This is a genomic window from Pseudoalteromonas sp. JC28, from assembly GCF_013319255.1.
Classification (GTDB): Bacteria; Pseudomonadota; Gammaproteobacteria; order Enterobacterales; family Alteromonadaceae; genus Pseudoalteromonas.
Genome location: NZ_QOKX01000010.1, coordinates 110507 through 129551, shown reverse-complemented (window position 1 = coordinate 129551; position 19045 = coordinate 110507). Strand labels below are relative to the sequence as shown.

Genomic DNA, 19045 nt, shown 5'->3' with positions numbered 1-19045 from the left:
TTGCTGAGCATAGCGGCATAGCCATATTAATAAGGTTGATAAAATGTCAGATAACACTTCAGATAACAATAAAGAAGCAATGAAGGCCAAGCTTGAAGAGATTAAGTCTTCAACGTGGCTGAAAAAAGAAAATGTGAGGAGCGTGACCGATGAAAATCGCAATGCCGAGCCAGAGCAGGAATTACTCTTTGTTCCTACTTTAGATGAGGCTATTGAGTTATATAAAAAACTTAAGCAAACGCATTATGCTGTTCAGATTTATTACACGGAGCAGTGCGGCAACATACCAGCAGGGTGGCACCTAACGACTCACGTTTCATACACCCCTAAAAATTCATTAGATGAAATGCAAAGAGATAGCTTAAATGCCCTGATTGAAGCTGGCATGACTGAAGCCGAGGCGAAAGAATTAACGCACTTAGATTAGAATAATAATTTATTATTAAAGAGGCTGAATTATGGCTGATAATAGCAATAACAAACAAGCAGCATTAGGCGCCGCTTTACAACAAATTGGAAGTCAGTTTGGTAAGGGAGCAATGAATGGGGGCGCGAGTGATACAAATTCTAATACAAGTGCTACTAACTCTCATGCCAGCGCTACGAATGCGCTAAGTACCCAACAAAATCATAAAAAATCCAATAAATTGAATTTTATTTGGGGGCGTTTTCCTGCAAATTCAATGAGGGTGTGGGTGAGTGAACACCCGCAAGAGACCAATCAGCAATTAGTCAAAGAAGCTGCCAATGCTAATATCCAGCTTAAACTTATTGATTTTTCAACGGAATTGAAGAAGCAAGGCAGTGGTTTTTTAAGGGGTGAAATACAGCAAAGTGACGAAGGCAACGATTATAATTCACGCCCTAGTTGGATAAGTGGCGAAGAATTTTACTTATTCGATAATGTTTCTTCTGCTTTTAAAAATAAACACTTAATAGAAGAATTTGTAAGAAGCGCTTACGTATCGCGAACGGTTCTTGTTGATCAACACGCGAGAACCAAAGCACACTTTGTTGATTGTTACTCATATTACGAGGAAAAAATAAGAGTAGCGCTGACATGCACTCACTCAGAGTATAAAGTTCTTAATAGCCTACAACGGCAGCTTCCTCAGCTGGATTTTACTTTGTTTGAATTCCATTTTGTGGCCTCAAAATAGATCTCTTAATTAAGCTAATCGGTATTACATTTTTACTCTGTTTGCTTGTTGCACAATATCACTTTTGTTGTGCTTTACTTTGTTTAACGTCAACTTTTACATGAGTTGTATTAGCAGCTCTAAACAAAATTTAATAGTTAGGACTTTGAACTCAAACCCTGCAGAAATTGCATAGGCGTTACGCCGTTCCACGACTTAAACGCACGGATAAAGCTACGCTCATCTGAAAACTGTAGCGTGTGCGCCACCTCATACAAACTACTGCCTTGAGTTAGTCGCAGTTTGGCCTGCTTGTTCTGTACGTTATTTTTGAGTTGCCTAAAACTGGTTTGATACTCAGCGAGCCTTCGTCTTAATGTTGCCGGACTGATATTGAGCTTGTCAGCCATTTGTTCTTGGCACAGTGTTCCCGCGTTAAGCTCACTATAGACTTTATCGAGCAAGTTAGCATGGTCGTTGATCGACTGCTGGTGATGGAGTGTACGTGCGAGCGAATGATAAATGGTATTGAGCGTTAGATGCTCTAGCTTCGCCAAATCCAATGATTGATTCGTTTCTTGGTATTGATAGGTGAGTAAGTAGCGATTGCTTACGGGTTTAATGGGAATGTGGGTGATAACCGAATTTAGCAGCGAGCTTGAGTCACTTTTGGTCTGCACTTGTGTGAGTTGAACTTGGGTGGTTTCGGCGCACACATATTTTACGAGGCCATGGATCAATATCAGCATGCTATCTAACATACAGCGAGAAAATTGCGCGTCAGCGGCCGTGGCATAGTCAAAGGCCGCATCATCAATTATATAACTCACTTGAGAGTGTGACACCTCGCAGAAATTGTAAGTTCCCGCGTGGATAAAGTTATAGCCACGGGCAAGCTCCTGTAAGAGCTGAGTAATGGTGCGGCAATGGCGCAGGCTATTGAATACAAATTCGTTGGTGCCAGGCAGAAGCTTTTTGCGGTTGAGGTTTAGACTTTCGTCATTGAGCTCGACAGCACAGTGTTCCATCACGCGCATAAACTCAATGGCATCTAGGGCGTCAATGGCTTTATTGATAGCCAAATACTGCGCGACCGCAGCAAATTCCAGTTTTGCTGCGGTGAGTGTGTGCTGCATCAATTGCACGTAGCAAGGTGCAATAGCGGTGTTTGACATAAATACGTAAGCTCATCCTGTCACTCTCAACAATTCAGTTAATCAACATCAACTCAAGATAGCAATAGTTTTGCGTTGCAACTTTAGTGCAGTATTTTGTCACCACCCGCCGAGGGGGCTGCTAGGGAGCACTTAACCAATTTTTGATTTGGTTGATTGCACTGGGTTCCCAGCCAAGCTCTAGATGGTTGGTGGCCACAACCGCTGAGCCCGCCAAGTTACTTATTCCTGTGCTGTCGATGCAGCTACTGATAAATACAACGCCATCGGAAGGGCCGGTATGTTCATTGTGAATAAATGCCATATCGGCCTGATCGCCACAAAGATTATAAACTTGAACGCTGCTGTCGGTGCCAGCGCTACGAACTTGGTCTACCAGTGAGTTGACCGTAAACGCTGCGATACCTCGGCCTTTGCTCACAAACCCTAAGCCACCGTAGTAAGTGGTGTACCAATCTTGCTCTGTGGTGGGGAGTGCATATTTATCATCTAGTGCTTTTAGCATCTGCGCGGAGCCGGGAAAATAAGGCGAGTCGTAAACCCACTCGGAACTTGAATACCATAAGCCAAAACATAATATTTGATCATGCGCGGTAGGCCCATTTATGCTGCCGCCACATTGCGAATAAGCACCATAGGTATGATTAACGCCGTGACGAAATGACCAATCAATACCGTTGTTGGGGGCGCCGAGCATCACCAGTTTACGTACGTCACTGTTGAATTTAGTGCTCCAAGCATTGGTCAAAGAAGAAATATACATGCGGGCATTAAACGCGCTTTTTGACCAAGTGACTAAATCGACTTGCGTTGCCCCCGTCTTATTTTTAACCTGAGCGATGGCATTGGCTATCTGCTCCGCCCAGATAAAGCCATCGCCATTTTTATGCGCCAGATTTAAGGCAAAGACTTTGTAATCATCATTGGCAAGCACTTGCATTAAGCCTTGCGAAGGGCAGTTTTGTCGACCACAGCCGTAACTACCGGCCTCGTTTGGATTTGCCCAAGCCAAATCAGCATCTTGATTGGCACCGTGGATCAGCAACACCGGTGTTTGGCGGCTATTACTATCCCAACCCGGCGCATGATAAAGCAGAAACTGCGCAGAGCTTGGTTGGTTAGATGCAAAGAAAGTAGCACGCTGACCTGATTGATCGCCACGGTTGTCAGCAGGAAAGCTTTCATTGCCGATATGCCCTGAGCTATCTCGCCATCTTTCAACCTTTTGCCAGCCATTGTTAATACCCGTGGTATAGGTGGCTTCAAGTGTCGCTGAAGCGTGCGCTACACCACTTGCTGCGAGTGAGATAAAAACGAGCAACCCATAAGTGTGAGTGCGCAAAGTCGTGTTTGTGTTTTTCATATTTTTATCCTAGGTCAAGTCATGCTTTAACTGATTGGCAATATTGCTGCGCGCGAGCTTGCAGACGTCGAGCACGGCAAAGGAGAAAAACGCATGTATGGTATTTTCGAAGCAGGTTAAGGTATTAAGCACACCCGCTTGCTTTAGTTTTTTGGCGAGCAGTATTCCCTCATCGTAAAGTGGGTCGCAGCCGGCAAGCAGCACACTGGTGGCAGGAAGATGCGTCATGTCTTCAATAAATAATGGTGAGACATTGACGTCCGCTGCGCTTTGCTCAGGTGCTAAATACCAGTCGCAGGTGTCTTTAATTGCGTCTCTGGTTAGCAACAAGTTTCCATCGCCATACTGCATGCGTGACGGATAGGTTTCATGGGGAGAAAAAGAGTCAACCACAGGGTAAACTAGGTATAAGTTACTTAGGGTGTTTGGCTGTTGTTGATGTAAGTTATGCGCTGCAACAAGCGTTAAGTTACCACCGGCACTGTCGCCCATCAGGGAAATCTTTGTGGGGTCTAGCTCCAACTGCTGGTGGTTTTCTTGTAGCCAATCTACTACGGCTATCACTTGCTGCAGGGCACATGGAAACTTATGTTCAGGCGCGAGGCTGTATTCGACGCTGAAAAAAACGACACCGGATTGCTGGCATAAGTCTTTTACCAGTCCGTCATAGCAGTCGACATCTCCTAAAGACCAGCCGCCACCGTGGACAAACACCACCGCGGGACTGGGGCTTGCCAAAGACTGCGCCGGTCGGTAACAGCGAACGCCCACGTGAATACCATTGTGTTCAATGTGTAGGTCTTGGCTACTTACTTGTGCGTCAATTTCTCCCGCGAGCCCCAAAAACATCGCTCTTGCGCCTTGTCGTGAGGTCTCAATGGAGATTTCGATGTCATGAATGTCGCCAGCTTGAGCCGCGAGGTCGTCTAACAGTGCTTGTGTTTGTTTGTCTAATTTCATAATTAAAACTTATATTTAAGGTTGATACCGTACGTTCTAGGCGCGCCGTAATAACCAAGTTGAACCCCGGGTGCTGCGCTAAGATCGAAGCCGTGTTGACGATAGCGTTTATCGCCTAAGTTTTTGCCGTATAAACTGGCTTCCCAACTGTCGTCCGCGGAGCGGTAGTGCAGTGACATATCAAAGAGGGTGTAGCCAGACTGTGCAAGTACCTCTGAACTGCTCACGGTGAGATAGGTTTTACTGCGATAGGCGGCACTACCACGTAGTGAAAATTCGCCTTGCGTAAAGGCGCTAAAGAAGTATTCAAAGCCCGCACGGCCATTCCATTTGGGTGAATTAACCAGCTCCCTTTCATCGCTGACTTCTTTACCAAAGTCGCCGATAAGCTCATCATAACCGCCCCCTAAATAGCCCAGATTGAGGTTTAGAGTGAGGTTATCGGAAGCCACGGCTTCGAGCTCCATTTCTGCGCCATAAATAGTGGCTTTACCTGCATTTTCAAACAGTGATAAAAACGCACCGGTGTCGGGGTCGGTAGAAAAGCGGCTGAGCTGAAAGTTTTTGTAGTCATTGAAAAAAGCCGCGGTATTTAAGCGAATATTCTGCTTATTCAATAAGGACTTAGAGCCAATTTCATAGCTCCACAAGGTTTCTGGTTCAAAAGGTTGTGCAAATGAGGTGATCCGGCCGTTAAAACCGCCACTTTTAAACCCTTTTCCGGCGCTCAGGTAAACCATGCTGTCGTCAGATATGGTGTAATCGAACACCACTTTTGGGGTAAACTCTTTCCACTCCTTGGATGCGCTGTAGCCTGTAGGGCTATAGCCAATGCCTGTGCCGAATACCGCTTCCATTTCCTCAGCCGTTGTTACACCGGTGCCAAAAAACTCCTCGCCTTTGGACGTGACTTCTTTTTTCTCAATGGTGTAGCGTGCGCCAAGCGTGATGTCGAGCTTTTCAGTCAAAGACCAAGAGAGGTTAGCGTAGAGGGCTGAGCTGGTATTTTCTTGATCGCGTTCTCCTGCGTTAATCACAGGCCAAGGCAGGTAAACGTCTGGCGCCACCATAACAAAAAAGTCCGGTGCGACGGAGCCTCCAAAACTCAGATCGTCCTCATTAAAGTAATAGAGCCCAGATACCAAAGAGAATTTGTCGTCTTTGTATAACCATTGAAATTCTTGGCTTATCTGCTGTTGATCTTCGAAGTTAAAAATACCAAACGATGCATCAGGGGTGGCATCTAAGTCTAAGTGCGTGCGGTATTCCATTTCGCGCCGAGCAGTGATGGATTTAAATACCGAGTGGCCCGTGAAATATTCAAGCGTTAAGCCCGCTCCCGAGGTATCGAGCTCTTCTAAATCGTTGTAGTTAACGTCAACGAGAAAAGGGTCTTCCTCGGGCGCATAGTAGCCTTCTTTTACCACCGAATAGATAGGCGTTTCTCTATGTGGGGTGCGTGAGTTTGAGGGGGATGCGTTCGAGCCGTCGACGACTAAATAGGCCGAAAAATTCTCACTTGGTTGATAAAGTAAACTGCCGCGCCACGCTAAGGTGTCTTTGTCGTGGTCGTCACTATTGTTATAGCGATTCTCACTAAAACCATCTCGACTACTTTTGGCAATCGCAAAACGTCCAGAGAGCGTGTCTTCAATCAATGCGCCGTTGACGCTAGCTTTTATCGTCCGAGCATTATAATTTCCAAGTGCCACGCTGACATATCCTTCGTTGTCTTGCGAAGGTTTGGCACTACTGAAACGCACCGCGCCACCTATGGTGTTGCGACCGTAAAGGGTGCCTTGTGGACCGCGTAATACTTCGATTTGTTCCGGGTCGACAACATCTAAAAAGGCACCTTGAACGCGCCCAAGATATACGTCGTCGAGATACACACCAACGCCAGGGTCATTAAAGGAGATAGAGTCAATTTGGCCAATTCCGCGAATATAAATGACGGCGTTGGAAGCATCACCTGAGTGCAGGTTAAGGTTCGGAACGTGAGATGCCAGATCACCGAGATCTTGTACGTTCATCTTCTCAAGCTCTGAGGCGGAGAGGGCGGTCACCGCAAGTGCGACATCTTGTAGGTTTTCGGTTTGCCGCGTTGCGGTAACGCTGATCCGCTCAATTTTTTTGCTTTGCTGAGTGCTTAGCGTGGACTCCGCTTCGGCATAGCTATGGCCTGATAATACAGCCGCTATCAGAAGTGATAGTGTATGCCGTGGTATACCTTTGGTTGAACTGACTCTGTGCGATTGAGTTGCTGCAATCATGCTGAGTAACCTTTCGTCGTTATTATTATGTTCTCCAGTATAGGAATGAAGAAAATTCAATAGCTAGGACAAAAACAGTCAACTTGATGAGCAAATTAGCTCATTACGAACATGGATATCTTATTCATCCATTCAACTCAAACCTGTTCTACGGCTCAATGGGTGTTTATATTATGATGCTGATGAAAGTGGCTTAGAGTGTTCAAGTAATTCTTACGGTCAGGTTTTGTTTGATAAACAATACTATCCTGATGACATTTCTTTGAGAGATGACAACTTATGTATCGTTGAAAATGGTAAGTTGGAGTGTTTCGAGTTGGTAAAAGAATGGAGCCAAGAAGACCCTAAAATTCGACTGCAAGCGCGTCCAACAAATTTAGATTCTATTAGTAATGGAAGCGCAGCAAGAAAATCTTACCTTAGTTGGGAAGGTATTAGCGTATGCGCTTTATACACAGGCGGCTTTTTGTGTGACAGCGACAACTCTGGGGCTGATTGGAATTATCCTAGTATGTATTTTGATAACATATTATCTCTGGATTTAAGTGAGGACCGTATTTGCATGGTTAGAGGTTATCAGCAGATTAATTCTCGCTTTGTGCAATGTATCAAGGAGGGAACTCATGAAGAACTGTTTGTTCCTGGTGACTTATTAACTACAAAAAGTGTCTCAGTTGGTGCTATAGAAACATGTGTTTTAGAACTTGATAGAGCGGTGTGCTGGAATCGCGCTAATGATGTATATAGCAAACCACTCGTTAATCCGACGCAACTCAAAGTATACACTTACCAAGCTTGTGCAGTAGATGATAACGGTCTATCTTGCTGGCCCTTAGGGAGTAATGAAGGAAAGGGGATAACGCTTCCTTCGATTCAAAATGTGACGAAATTAATGGAAGACTCAACCTGTGCGGTGGGAGAAGATGGTTTATTTTGCTGGGATATTTTTCCATATTATGGGTATGGACAAAGAGACCGAGCACTATACTAGTTTAAAGGCATTGGGCTGGGTTGAGCTCAGTCCATTGCACGCAGCAAATTATCCGATATGTAAAGATTGCATGCTAAGCCCTTAGTTAAAACTGAGCGAAAGAATTATTTACAATTTTAGTATTTGCTGAATTATTGTTCTTTATCTCTAAAGGTGATACTTTGGGGTACTCTTTTAAAAAGGGTACAAATTATCAATAAGGAAAATAAAGAATGAAATTGAAATTACAAAAAAAACCACTTAAATCTCTATCTAATAATACCGAACTCAATGCGCAAGCGACTCCTCAAGTTGCAGGTGGCGTGAAGCAAACTGAGTGGTGCAGCATGGGTCCAAAATGTTTAGTTACCGGCACTTGCTATCCTACGGATAAAGTTGCCTGTACGGAAATGTAATATTGATTCGTGATGCGGACCTAGTTCGTATCACGTTTTATGCTTTTTTGTATAAATAACCTTAGCTTCGGATAGTTAATGCCATCCTAGCCGTCAGCTTTGGCGCTAACCGGATTGAGCTCACTTTCAATAACCAGCTATCGTCACGGTTAAGCTTCATTTAAATCAAACTCTGGTTAATCGCCTTTATGACCGCTTGGGTTCTGTCTTTAACTTCAAGTTTTGCGAGTATTTGAGAGACATGGTTGCGAATGGTGCCTTCGGAATTGTGTAAGGTGTTGGCGATGATTTTGTTTGACATGCCGAGAGATAAACAGCGCAACACTGCTTGTTCTTTTTCAGTCAATTTTTCTTGTGGTGCTAATTGCTGATCTAGAAGGTAAGTCGTCAAAGCGCTTTGTAGCACTTTTTTCCCTGCAATCACTTGTTGGATGGCGTCGATTAATGCCTCTAGTTCAATATTTTTAAGTACATAGCCCCGTGCACCAAGATTAATGGCCTTTACCAATACATCGCAATCTTCAAAGGTAGTGATAATCAAAACTGGAGTGGGTATTGCGTTAGTGCGCAATGCATTAAGTACACCTAGTCCATCTAAATTAGGCATGCGCATATCCAGTAAGATGATGTCAAATTGTTGTGAAGCGAGTAACTCAAGTGCCTGTATACCGTCTTCAGCTTGCCCTTTTATACAAATGTTTTCGTCAAGGTTAAGCAAGTTGGCTAGGCCTAACCTCACCAAGGTTTGGTCTTCCACGAGTAGGCAATTGATCATGTAATATTCTCGGATAAAAGGTTAAGTTCGGGTACAGGTATGGTTATCGAGCTGATGAGCTTTTGATTTTCAATTTTTTGTGTGAATGAGCCGTTAAGTAGTGCTAGTCGCTCATGTAGCCCAGATAAGCCATTGCCTTGTTTTGGCAAGCTAGACTCGCTTTGGTTGTGAAAGGCGCTAGCTTTTAGATTATGGTTTGCTGTGTCAATTACGACCTCAAAATTGATATGATTTGCTTTGGTATGTTTGAGCGTATTGCTTACCATTTCTTGACAAAAACGGATCACGCAGAGTGAATGCGCTTGCGAGATTTGTTCTGAACCACGGTCTAGCTCTAAGGTGTAGCGCAAATTGGGTGTAGCCGTGAAAATTGCTTCTAGTGCTTGTTTCAAGAGTGTTTTATTGTGGCGCTGAGTGGATACGATACTTCTTACTTCCTCAAGCAAAGTTTGGCTTAGTTGATGGCAACTTGCTAGGGTTGGCTCCATATCTTCGCTTGCCGTTCTTTTTGCGAAATCAAGATTAATACTCAGTGCTGTGAGTTTATGGCCTAGTGAATCATGCAATTCTCGGGAAATATTGAGTCTTTCTTGCGCTGCTGATATGGCTTCCATCATGTGTTGCGTGGCTTTAAGCTCTTTGTAATTTTGCCGAGATTGGTAGTGCATATTGAGGCTCTCAACTATGCGTCTGCTGACAAACCAGTTCATTGCACAAAAAAATAGCCAAACAGCAAAGATGATCCAAGGTACGCTACCTTCCCACATTGTATAGTGTGTAAATCCGTATACCAGCATAGCAAGTAACACGGCAGACAGAACTTTAGGGAATGAAAAGTGCGGACTAAAAATTGCAGAAAACATGACCAAATGAATAAAAACTAATGAAGTTGTTGATACCTGCATAAGTAGCGCTATCAATACTAGGTAGGTACAGGCTGCCGCATGGACTCGCTTATTTGGGTTGTTAATGATAAAAAACAGCAATGTCAAAATGGCACCGCTAATTATTAGCTGGCCGACCAATGCGAGCTGAGAGTTACGGTAATACATACATGCAAGTGTGACACCTAACCAAGAAGCAAGTGTTGAAAAACGCCAGTCTGTTGTATGGCGGATAGGAGAGTCCATCATTTCTGCGCAAAGTTTTTATTTTCGATTATTACAGAATCGCTATGGTGAGAACAGTGATAATTGTCATAGTCAAAATATGAGATTTATCACTGGTGACGTGACATCACTTTACTAAGATAGTGATGGGTATCGGTAATTCATATGAGGCTTATTTATGACGGATATGGCAACGGTTTCTTCAATGGCCACTGTTCAATGTGGCGTCGCTCGTGCTGATGGAAGATTATGGGCGACGGCAGATACACTGCATTTTACTCCTTTCAATACCTTGCTGGGGCTAGGTCCATATCAAATTGATATCGTTGATGTGATTAAGGTTGAACAGTGCCTTGGCAAAGGCGCAGGACTGCTTCCTCTTACAACTCAAGCGATCCAAATTACATTAAAGAGTAATCAAACGTTCAAATTTATTTTATCAGAACCTGAATCATGGGTAAGGTGGTTCAATTCTATTGACTGTTGATTAAATGAAAAGGATTTAAACCCCATAATTTATAGATGGCTTTCTTTAAGTTATTGTAAATTTTTAATTTTTATTTTCTTGGTTGGTTTCATTTGATAACTGGTTTAAAAAAAGGGATTGTTCAGTTTGATAATTAACCTATAATTAATTTGGCAGGTAGAAATAAAGCTGATAACCTATTGTCCGTCTCAAAATAATCTCACTTAAACACAAGGATTATAGTGTTATGAATGCTCAAAGATTGGAGCGCATATTAAGTGCGTTTTTACCTTCTTTTATTGCCAAGCAACTAGCTAAATCACCAAAACTTTTGCTGTTTGTTGTGCTATTTATCACCTTGCTCGTCATTTTTATTATTAAAGTTGCCTCTTTTGCCATTTACTCTTTGGTCGTGGGAGCTGTGTTATTCGGCTGTTGGATGGCGTGGAGTGGCACTAAACGCATCATGTCGAAGCGCAAGAAACGAGTGTCTTAAAGTTAAATCAAGATACTCTGGGTTTAATACCTATTACTTAATTAATCTGAAATATATTTTGTCTGTTTGTCTGCTGGACTAGATATTACATAAATTGAAAATCTCAATCTATTTAAGGAAAAATAACCATGAGTCTATTAAATAAATTCAAAACTCAAGCGCAATCTATTGGCAGTAGTATTGGTGAATCTACCAGTAAACTAAGCGGTGATATTGTGTCTTCAACGAAAGACAATGCAAAGCTTGCTGGTTTGAAATCAGATATCGCGTCAATCGATGGTCAACTTAATATTGCATACCAAGATATTGGCCGCAAATATATTGAAAACCTAATCAAAAACGATGGTGCAAATCTTGAAGCTGTATTGCAAGACACTATCGAGCGTATCGATCCGTTAATTAAGCGTAAAGACGATCTGGAAGCGGAAGTTATCGCTATTGAGAAGCAACTAAAAGATCAGATAGTTATCCAGGAAAAAGCGGTTTTCCAAAAAGAATTTGATGGTGAAAAAGAGAAGCTAGAAAAAGCGCTAAAGCTTGATGTTATCTCGCAAGACGAGTTTGATACTAAGCTGGCTAAAGCACGTTTGAAACTAGACAATTTCGATGAAATTCGTAAAACCAAAAAGCAGCACGAAATGGGTCTAATCAATAAAGAAGAATTAAAAGAAAAGCTAACTGCGTTAGGTGCGTAATCTAACGCTTAATGACTCCCTGATTAGCCAGCGCTATTAATTTAACAATTATATGAGCTGGCTACACTATGCTTTATTGAAAAATCACATTCAAATCATTGCGTTTACGTTATTCGTTTTAACCTTAAATTGGCAGCGATTGTTTAGTAAAGTGGAATACCCCACATGTAGATGCACATCAATTTAATTGGCTAAATTACTCAATTCGAAGACTCTTTATTGCAAGGCTTGCTTCGCCACCTTCTGTGTCTGTCAAGTCTGGTACAAAGTAAAGTGCGGAAACATGCTTGAGTATGACCCCTTTGTCTTTTGACCAAGCAGGTGTCCAGTTGGGTCTGGCAAAATCATTCAGAGCTACGTTGATTGTTTGCCAAGTGTTTGATGCTGGTAATTTAGTTTGGTAGTGCGCATAGCTTTTATCACCTGAGCCGCCATACTCCTGTTGCGATAACTTAACTATCAAAGCGTTATCACTTTTATACGTCAGTGCAATGTTGAATTGAGAGGGGAGCTGTTTAGTGGGCAAGTCGTAAATAAGCTCTACCCAAGAGTTGTTTTGTTTATCGACTCGCGGCACGCGTTTAAACTGAATAGCAACTTGCTCTTCATTAACAAGCGGGCCGTTCAGAATTGCTTGGCTGCCATGCGGATCGGTCGCATAACGCCATTGTTTTGGCTTTAAGTTCGGCTGAGTATAGCTACAGCCAGAAACCGCTATAACGAATAAAAGTGATAAAAAACGCATAGAAAAATCCTTAGAACAACGTCCCTAAAATATAATTTTTTAGTTTATTTACAAGAAGGTAATATGACAACGGGGCGCATGTGCATTTTTGGCCAATGTTAGAAAATTTCAAGTCATCATACTTCAATGTGGCTTGCTAAAGTTATGGCACCTATCATGAGAGATTGATTTATTGGTGTGGTTGATCTCATACTGTTTCTAATACAGGTTAGCTAGGGTCTAGCAAACAAATAAGGAATCGTATGGAAACGGAGTTTATCTCTTTTATTTTTTATCTTTTTGTATTTATTGGCGCTGTATTTGCTCTACAAGATAGACAAAGGCTTAAGCAACTTGTCAAAAAAGTACATCAGTTACAAAATACGATAGAGCAGCAAAGTCGCCGGATCTCGACACTTGAAGGTCGTGAATTCTCAGATCAAGCACGTTCAGAGAAGAAGCTTTCTGTGCGTGGACAAAGGAATGACGAAACAGCTGATAGCACATCATTAACTGCACGAACAGCATTGGGTGGCTCCATTGCAACAGCCAATCCTACACAACCTCAGCAGCCTGAAAGCGACAGTATGGTGACTATCGCAAGAGCCAAGCCTAGTAAGAGTAAACCAGCCTTTGAATTTGACTTTACTTTAGATTCTTTATTAAAAGGGAATGGACTTTTTTGGATAGGTGCCGTAGTGCTAGCCTTGGGCGGCGTTTTTCTGACGAAGTATTCTATTGAAGCCGGACTTCTTCCCCCTAGTGTGCGAGTGATACTGGGGGCCCTTTTTGGAGTTAGCTTGGTTACTGCCGCTGAAGTTGTAAATCGCTACAAAGAAAAGCTAAAAATTAATACGCCATACATTTCTGCAGCACTTGCCAGTGGTGGCGTGATCACTTGCTTTGCCATGACATTGGTTGCTTTTGATTTCTATCATTTTATACCGGCTAATATGGCCTTTGTTTTACTCGCCATTATTTCATTGGCTGCGACCTCTTTGGCACTGAGATTTGGCCCTGTGCTCGCAGGTATCGGCATCGTTGGTGCGTATGTCGTGCCTGCTTTGGTATCGACCGGTTCTAATAATATCGGTGCGTTACTGCTGTATATCAGCTTTGTTTCACTCTCTGCGATTTGGGTTGCGGATTATGTGAAGCGCAAATGGCTGTGGTGGCAAAGCTTTGTTGGGCATTTCTTATGGTTTTGCACCGCGGTTGCGGTTGGTGGAAGCGGCGACTTTTGGGTGCTGCTGATTTTTGCGCTTATCTCTATGTACTTATATGTGTTGGTAGACGTACTGGGTTGGCGGCTGACGAATTCAATGATAAGTCCGTTGCCGGTCAAAGATCTATTAATGCCAAGAAAAGAGCAATTGGGAATTTTACTCCCACTGTTACTTATCGCATGTGCGCTAATAATAAAAACCCAAATCGATACGCTTATTTGGGCTAATGTCTTATTTGCTAGCGTGGTTTTGTGCGCGGCTTATAGACATAGTGCATTGGATAGTTGGCCATTTTATTTACTATTGTTTGTACTTCTCTCATTCTACTTGATGCCCAAAGTGGGCACTTACGGCGACGTACTTTTTCCTTTCACCGGTAAGTATTTGTTTATCCAAGTAGCAGTGGTCATCACGATGTTATTTAGCATGATGATGATTAAGCGATATCCATCAAGACTCGCTTATTTGATGCTGTTGAACGTGGCACCACTTGCGCTTTACGGTGTAAGCTACGCTATTTCTCCTAGAGTCGCAGAAGCAATTTTATATCCTGTATGGGCGGTTGAGATGTTGGCCATCGGGCTCTTCGCTTCGTATTGTGCGATGAAAACGGATACTAATATTCAGCAGGTCACTTACCTTATTTTGGCGAATGCCATGCTGAGTTTGTGTTTTACGATGTTACTCTCGGCAAGCTCGTTGACTTTAGCGATTGCGGCACAGGTAGCGTCTATGAGTTATTTGAGCTGGAAGTACAAAGTGCGTATACCTGATTGGTTGTATAAGGCTGCACTTATTGCCGTTGTTACCCGTCTTACTTTTGCGCCTTGGCTTGCAGATTACAAGCACGAAACGATTTTAACTATACATTGGACACTTGTGGTCTATCCGCTGGTGCTGGGCATCATTTGGTTTGCTACCAAATACAACCCTTCAAAGGCCCTGAACACTTGGTTTATGGGCGTCGCAATGCATATTGTGGCGCTTCTGGTTACGACCGAAACAGGTTATCTCTTGATTGGTGACTACCCTGATTTTACTAATCTCGGTTTCCAAGAATCCGTGTTGCTTGCTTTGAATTGGCTGGTGCTTGGCGCTGTATATCTGTGGCGAGGGCAGCTCAGCGACAAGGGCAACAGACTTTATCCGCTTGCAGCTAGCTTGCTATTACTTGGAAGCGCGTTGCTCCACGCCGATATTTCGTTTGCCAATAATCCGTTTTTTGACAGGCAATATATTGGAGACGGCGTGTTTAATTGGTTACTTTTGCAGTGGTTGGTACCAGCATGCGTATTCGCTTTCATGCTCCAGTTTAAGTTAATACCACCGCAATTTAAGCGGTTGGTATACGGGCTGATAGCCTTGCTAGGGGTCTTGTTTATCAATGGTGAAATTCGGGCGTTATTTCATGAGGGTTTCCTTGTGCTGTCGATGCCGATGGAGCAATCCGAGTTATATACCTATTCGATTGTTTGGCTATTGATTTCAACCGTATTAATTTTTGTTGCCAAGCGGATAGAGCATAAAGTGCTGATTAACGCCGGTTTTGCAGGGCTAGCCATTGTTATTTTAAAAGCTTTTGTGGTCGATATGGCAAACCTCGAAGGCTTGCTGCGCGCCTTGTCTTTTATCGGTTTAGGCTTATGTTTGGTGGGAATTGGTTGGCTGTTTCAAAAAATGCAGGATCAGCCCAGAGAGGTAAAACCAACGGCGGACTGATCCTTACATTTTTACAAGCAGTAACCACCGTCAGCAGTGATGTGCGCGCCGCGCATTGCTGTTGCTTGTAACATGCGCCCTAATGGAATCGACGACAACCCTACATTTAGCTCGGCTATTTGTTGCTCGCTCATTCCCGCTTCGTTTTGGATTTCAGTATGGGTCAAACTGGTTAAACGCCATTTGGTGTTGGGTTCAATCATTTCAGCAGAACTGGTATTCTACGCGGCATACTGAGTAAGTGAGAGTGAAGAGATGATCAACGATAAAGATATCATTGAAACCTTGGACGAGCTGGAAGCTTTTTTGTTGCTAATTGATAACGGTGGCTTAGGTTTACAAAACGTGGCTGGTGTGGCGCTGGCAACGAACAACAGCGATGGTAGACCATTTATTGCGATTTTGGATGATAAACACCAATTGTTGTTGGGTCGTTGGGTATCTCAAGACGTGTTCGAAAACGGCAAAGACATGGTTCGTTACGGACCAAAGAAAGCACATTAATATCTTTTGAGTAGCCGCATCACTGGATTTGGGATTGGAGTGCAGGATAAACCTGCTTCCAATCCGTTTTGTCGGTGGTTATACGAAGCTGCGTCAGTGCTTAAGCGTCGTTTTCAATATAGACGGAATCGCTTGCCATAAGCTCTATGGCGACGATTTCAGAGCGGTTCATGGTGAGTTTATACCTTTCTAACTGTATTCCTTGAGAAGATTTAAACCGCATTACCAAGTTGATTTGATAGCGACGTTCAACTGACTTTTTCGAGACCTTTTTCCCTTCAAGGCTATAAAGCTTTCCTGCGCCTTTTTTTAGATAGCGTACAAACGAACTCATGTTAAAGGTGATACGTTGCTGTACTTCTTCGTAACCGGGTAAAAACTCATCAATATGTACTTGGTTTTTACAGCAAAAATGCAGTAGATGCGCAGCTTGTTTATTTTGCTGTCGACGTTTTTTTAGCAGCTTATCAACGTCTTCTGGTAGGTCTTTTTTGCGAATATGTTCCAGCCATATCGTTTGTGTACAAACGATGGCGTCCGTTACTGAATTTTTAAACTTGTTGCGCCACTTTGGCCGGCCGCGTTGAATATGACGCCATGCCCACTGGGTTAAGTCTTCTTTGAACGTTTCTCTAAGGCCATAAATTACGCCAAGCAAAGCAATAAGGGCGACGGTGACTTCTTGAAAGTTAGAGCGGGCGTTGAGCACAATAAACATCACAAAGGCCATGATAATACCAGTAACCACTCCGCGAACTAAACGCTTTAGGTTGGTACTTAAGTCGATGGTTTGTTTGTTAAAAACAACACCATATTCAATGAGTCTTTCAAGCAACTTCATTTTATTGGTAATGCGGTTTGGGTCATCCAACGTGACTTGCGAGTTGTAGCTCTGCTCCTCGCGGTATTGGCTCTCTCGTTGACAGAAACTAACAATACAGCTTCGCTCATGACTAAAGTCGCTTGACTTAGGCCCGCTAGCGATGAGTTTTAAAAACGCTTGTTCAGTATGCCAACTGAGGTAGTTATCTGCGTTTTGATAGTAAGGCTTAAGCTTATTGTCTGGTGGCGTGTAACGCCTGAGTTTTTTCAATAGGCGTTCGGTTTCTTCCACTAATAATTGTGCGGCTGGATAAAACTCATCAGCCTCTTTTAGCTTCAATGTCTGTTTTACATCGGCATCTAGCGCAATGCGGATCTGGTAGCAAAATAGGTTTAGATTAACGCGGTAATCGGTTTTTTGACCTTTGCTTTGGCTGATAAAGCGGCTACGTACCAAGGGGAGATGAAGCTGCTCCGAGTAATATGCACTGTGACTTTTTATATTGGCATTAAAGTAGTCTACTTCGTTCAATGTGTTGGTATTAATCCCCATATCGGTTGGGATTGAAAAATACAGGTCGAGTTGGTTTGTCTCTTTGGGAAGGAGTTGATAGTTGATTTTAAAAGATAAGCTTTCGTCTTGACTTAGTTTGGCTCTGCTCACTCGGGTATGGTGCCTCCTGATATTGTGCGCTTAAATATTACCATAAAATATTATATAAAATGAGTGTAATTAAATTGTAATTACCTGTTCTTTTGTTTATTTTGTGTAATCTTATATTTAAAAGGAAAGTTAAATGAAATTATCATATCATCTAGTTGGTCTCTTGGCTTTTGGTGTGGGTTTTAATTGTGTCGCTGCTGCGCATGAACTCCCATCAATGGGAGAGATTGGACAGTTTAATGTAGATGAAAGAATGCGAACTCTATTTACAAATCCATCAAACGTTAAGCCGCTTCAGAAAGTATCATTTGCGATTAAAGAGAGTGTGGCGCAAATAACACCAGCATGTCCAACATTACATACTGGAAACCTATATACGTTAACAAATTCTCAGGCTGGGAATATAAATTGCTACCATTTTGAAATTACGGAACGAAGTAAGACCACTGCTATTTTAGTGGATCAAGTTGGTGCTACTAATGTAGATCTTTCTATTCTACGCCATAACAATGACGATACATATACGTTACTGGGTTCTTCGAAAAATCCCGGAAATCAGGATGAATCAGTTGTTATATTGACGGAACCTGGGCATTATTACTGGTATATCGAAGTTGTGGAATCAGATGGTACACCATTTAACTTCGGTGCTGCAGTTGCGACTGAGCTTGATGCAAATGAATTCAATGATACAGTCGCTTCATCAACGATTTTACCTGATAGACAAAATAATATTGTCGGGAACATGGATAGTATTACGGACATAGATTATTTTCAGTTTACAGCTGTTCGAGGACAAGATCTTTCTTTGAAGCTTGAAAGTACAAACATTAATGAATATATTTTCGAGATTTACAATAATGGGTGGATGCCAATAGATAAAGGTAAATATATCCCAGTTACAGGTCTGCAGGAAAATCAACCAATCAACATCAGGGTTAGGGCTAACACAGCTATTTCGGCTAACCCGAGTAACACCTACAGTTTGCAAGTTGCTTCTATCATCACCTCATTTAGCAATCACGTTGTTTCTGGGGAAAATGGTGTAATTCGCATCCCTTATTCCGCATTTAGTAACCCATACCTCACAACTCAAGCTTATCACAAACTGAATTGGTCATTAGTGCTTCAAGATTCTACAGGAGCACCGGTTCAGGGAGCTACGGCTACATTGAAGTTTGTAAAGGATTGGTACAACCCAGTTGACAGTATGGTAGGTTATCAGCAAACCTCTAATTCGGATGGTATAATTTCCGGGCTAGTTGATCTGAATCTCTGCGATGAAAACGAAGCGCGAGTTAGGCATGTCGACTATAGTATGGGCTATAAAAATACTTGGGAGTCGCAATTTGAACGAGGTGCATGGCGAATCGAGATACCTACCAATGTTGACTTAAATGATGATGAAGAAGTGGATTTGATAGGTGTTGGCGGTGATAACTTTCCATGGGTACATTTCGCACATATATGTTACCAAAGGTTAGTTTCCAGTACGCCTTCATAGACCAAAGGTATATTAGAGGCTTTAACGGATATTAGAGCCTCTTGA

At 42.7% G+C, this 19045-nt stretch carries 19 protein-coding genes; 10 read left to right on the top strand and 9 right to left on the bottom strand.

Going from position 1 to position 19045, the window contains the following annotated elements:
* Positions 1 to 43: 43 nt before the first annotated feature.
* Entirely contained in the window at positions 44 to 427 is a 384-nt protein-coding gene (locus DS891_RS20520; protein ID WP_174170799.1) for a hypothetical protein, read from the top strand.
* A gap of 31 nt (positions 428 to 458) precedes the next feature.
* Positions 459 to 1160 carry a hypothetical protein gene (locus tag DS891_RS20515; protein WP_174170798.1) on the top strand — a complete coding sequence of 234 codons (702 nt, stop codon included), beginning with the start codon at positions 459 to 461 and terminating at the stop codon, positions 1158 to 1160.
* 137 nt (positions 1161 to 1297) lie between these two features.
* Here DS891_RS20515 and DS891_RS20510 read toward each other — a convergent pair whose 3' ends face one another.
* The 4 genes from DS891_RS20510 to DS891_RS20495 all read right to left on the bottom strand — a co-directional run bounded on the left by DS891_RS20510 (position 1298) and on the right by DS891_RS20495 (position 6910).
* Complete coding sequence (locus DS891_RS20510) at positions 1298 to 2314, bottom strand: AraC family transcriptional regulator (RefSeq protein ID WP_174170796.1); 1017 nt, start codon at positions 2312 to 2314, stop codon at positions 1298 to 1300.
* A 121-nt stretch (positions 2315 to 2435) separates the two neighbouring features.
* A complete protein-coding gene (locus DS891_RS20505) occupies positions 2436 to 3677 on the bottom strand; it encodes a triacylglycerol lipase (protein ID WP_174170795.1) in 1242 nt (413 codons plus the stop codon).
* Positions 3678 to 3686: 9 nt separating this feature from the next.
* Positions 3687 to 4637, bottom strand: a complete 951-nt coding sequence (locus tag DS891_RS20500) for an alpha/beta hydrolase (protein WP_174170794.1) — start codon at positions 4635 to 4637, stop codon at positions 3687 to 3689.
* Positions 4638 to 4639: 2 nt separating this feature from the next.
* On the bottom strand, positions 4640 to 6910 hold the full coding sequence (locus tag DS891_RS20495; protein WP_174170793.1) for a TonB-dependent receptor: 2271 nt from the start codon (positions 6908 to 6910) through the stop codon (positions 4640 to 4642).
* 226 nt (positions 6911 to 7136) lie between these two features.
* Here DS891_RS20495 and DS891_RS20490 point away from each other — a divergent pair, with 226 nt between their 5' ends.
* Together DS891_RS20490 and DS891_RS20485 are read left to right on the top strand one after the other, a co-directional pair.
* On the top strand, positions 7137 to 7901 hold the full coding sequence (locus DS891_RS20490) for a hypothetical protein (protein WP_174170792.1): 765 nt from the start codon (positions 7137 to 7139) through the stop codon (positions 7899 to 7901).
* 212 nt (positions 7902 to 8113) lie between these two features.
* Positions 8114 to 8296: a hypothetical protein gene (locus DS891_RS20485; protein ID WP_010607278.1), complete on the top strand. Its 183-nt coding sequence runs from the start codon at positions 8114 to 8116 to the stop codon at positions 8294 to 8296.
* 160 nt (positions 8297 to 8456) lie between these two features.
* On the opposite strand, the gene DS891_RS20480 is transcribed toward DS891_RS20485, so the two are convergent.
* Entirely contained in the window at positions 8457 to 9071 is a 615-nt protein-coding gene (locus tag DS891_RS20480; protein ID WP_010607277.1) for a response regulator transcription factor, read from the bottom strand.
* Positions 9068 to 10204 (bottom strand): sensor histidine kinase, encoded by a 1137-nt coding sequence (locus DS891_RS20475; RefSeq protein ID WP_254605985.1) that lies wholly within the window; start codon positions 10202 to 10204, stop codon positions 9068 to 9070. Before DS891_RS20475 ends, DS891_RS20480 begins: the two co-directional genes overlap by 4 nt.
* A gap of 154 nt (positions 10205 to 10358) precedes the next feature.
* On the opposite strand from DS891_RS20475, the gene DS891_RS20470 reads away from it, so the two are divergent.
* The 3 genes from DS891_RS20470 (at position 10359) to DS891_RS20460 (ending at position 11837) form a co-directional block, all read left to right on the top strand.
* Entirely contained in the window at positions 10359 to 10667 is a 309-nt protein-coding gene (locus tag DS891_RS20470; RefSeq protein WP_174170791.1) for a hypothetical protein, read from the top strand.
* Between the two features lie 226 nt (positions 10668 to 10893).
* The gene (locus tag DS891_RS20465) at positions 10894 to 11142 is read left to right on the top strand and encodes a hypothetical protein (RefSeq protein ID WP_010370628.1); all 249 of its coding nucleotides are present in this window, start codon (positions 10894 to 10896) and stop codon (positions 11140 to 11142) included.
* A 128-nt stretch (positions 11143 to 11270) separates the two neighbouring features.
* Positions 11271 to 11837, top strand: a complete 567-nt coding sequence (locus tag DS891_RS20460; protein WP_017217868.1) for a hypothetical protein — start codon at positions 11271 to 11273, stop codon at positions 11835 to 11837.
* 196 nt (positions 11838 to 12033) lie between these two features.
* Here DS891_RS20460 and DS891_RS20455 read toward each other — a convergent pair whose 3' ends face one another.
* Positions 12034 to 12582, bottom strand: coding sequence for a carbohydrate binding domain-containing protein (locus DS891_RS20455; RefSeq protein WP_174170790.1), 549 nt, complete (start codon positions 12580 to 12582; stop codon positions 12034 to 12036).
* A gap of 242 nt (positions 12583 to 12824) precedes the next feature.
* Here DS891_RS20455 and DS891_RS20450 point away from each other — a divergent pair, with 242 nt between their 5' ends.
* A complete protein-coding gene (locus DS891_RS20450; RefSeq protein ID WP_174170789.1) occupies positions 12825 to 15506 on the top strand; it encodes a DUF2339 domain-containing protein in 2682 nt (893 codons plus the stop codon).
* Positions 15507 to 15517: 11 nt separating this feature from the next.
* Here DS891_RS20450 and DS891_RS20445 read toward each other — a convergent pair whose 3' ends face one another.
* Positions 15518 to 15709, bottom strand: a complete 192-nt coding sequence (locus tag DS891_RS20445) for a hypothetical protein (RefSeq protein WP_254605983.1) — start codon at positions 15707 to 15709, stop codon at positions 15518 to 15520.
* Between the two features lie 52 nt (positions 15710 to 15761).
* Between DS891_RS20445 and DS891_RS20440 the strand changes: the two genes are divergently transcribed.
* On the top strand, positions 15762 to 16010 hold the full coding sequence (locus tag DS891_RS20440) for a hypothetical protein (RefSeq protein ID WP_130126743.1): 249 nt from the start codon (positions 15762 to 15764) through the stop codon (positions 16008 to 16010).
* A 100-nt stretch (positions 16011 to 16110) separates the two neighbouring features.
* Here the strand turns inward: DS891_RS20440 and DS891_RS20435 are convergent, their stop codons facing one another.
* Positions 16111 to 17496, bottom strand: coding sequence for a hypothetical protein (locus tag DS891_RS20435; RefSeq protein ID WP_102056308.1), 1386 nt, complete (start codon positions 17494 to 17496; stop codon positions 16111 to 16113).
* Positions 17497 to 17629: 133 nt separating this feature from the next.
* Between DS891_RS20435 and DS891_RS20430 the strand changes: the two genes are divergently transcribed.
* A complete protein-coding gene (locus tag DS891_RS20430; protein WP_130126742.1) occupies positions 17630 to 19000 on the top strand; it encodes a hypothetical protein in 1371 nt (456 codons plus the stop codon).
* Positions 19001 to 19045 lie beyond the last annotated feature (45 nt).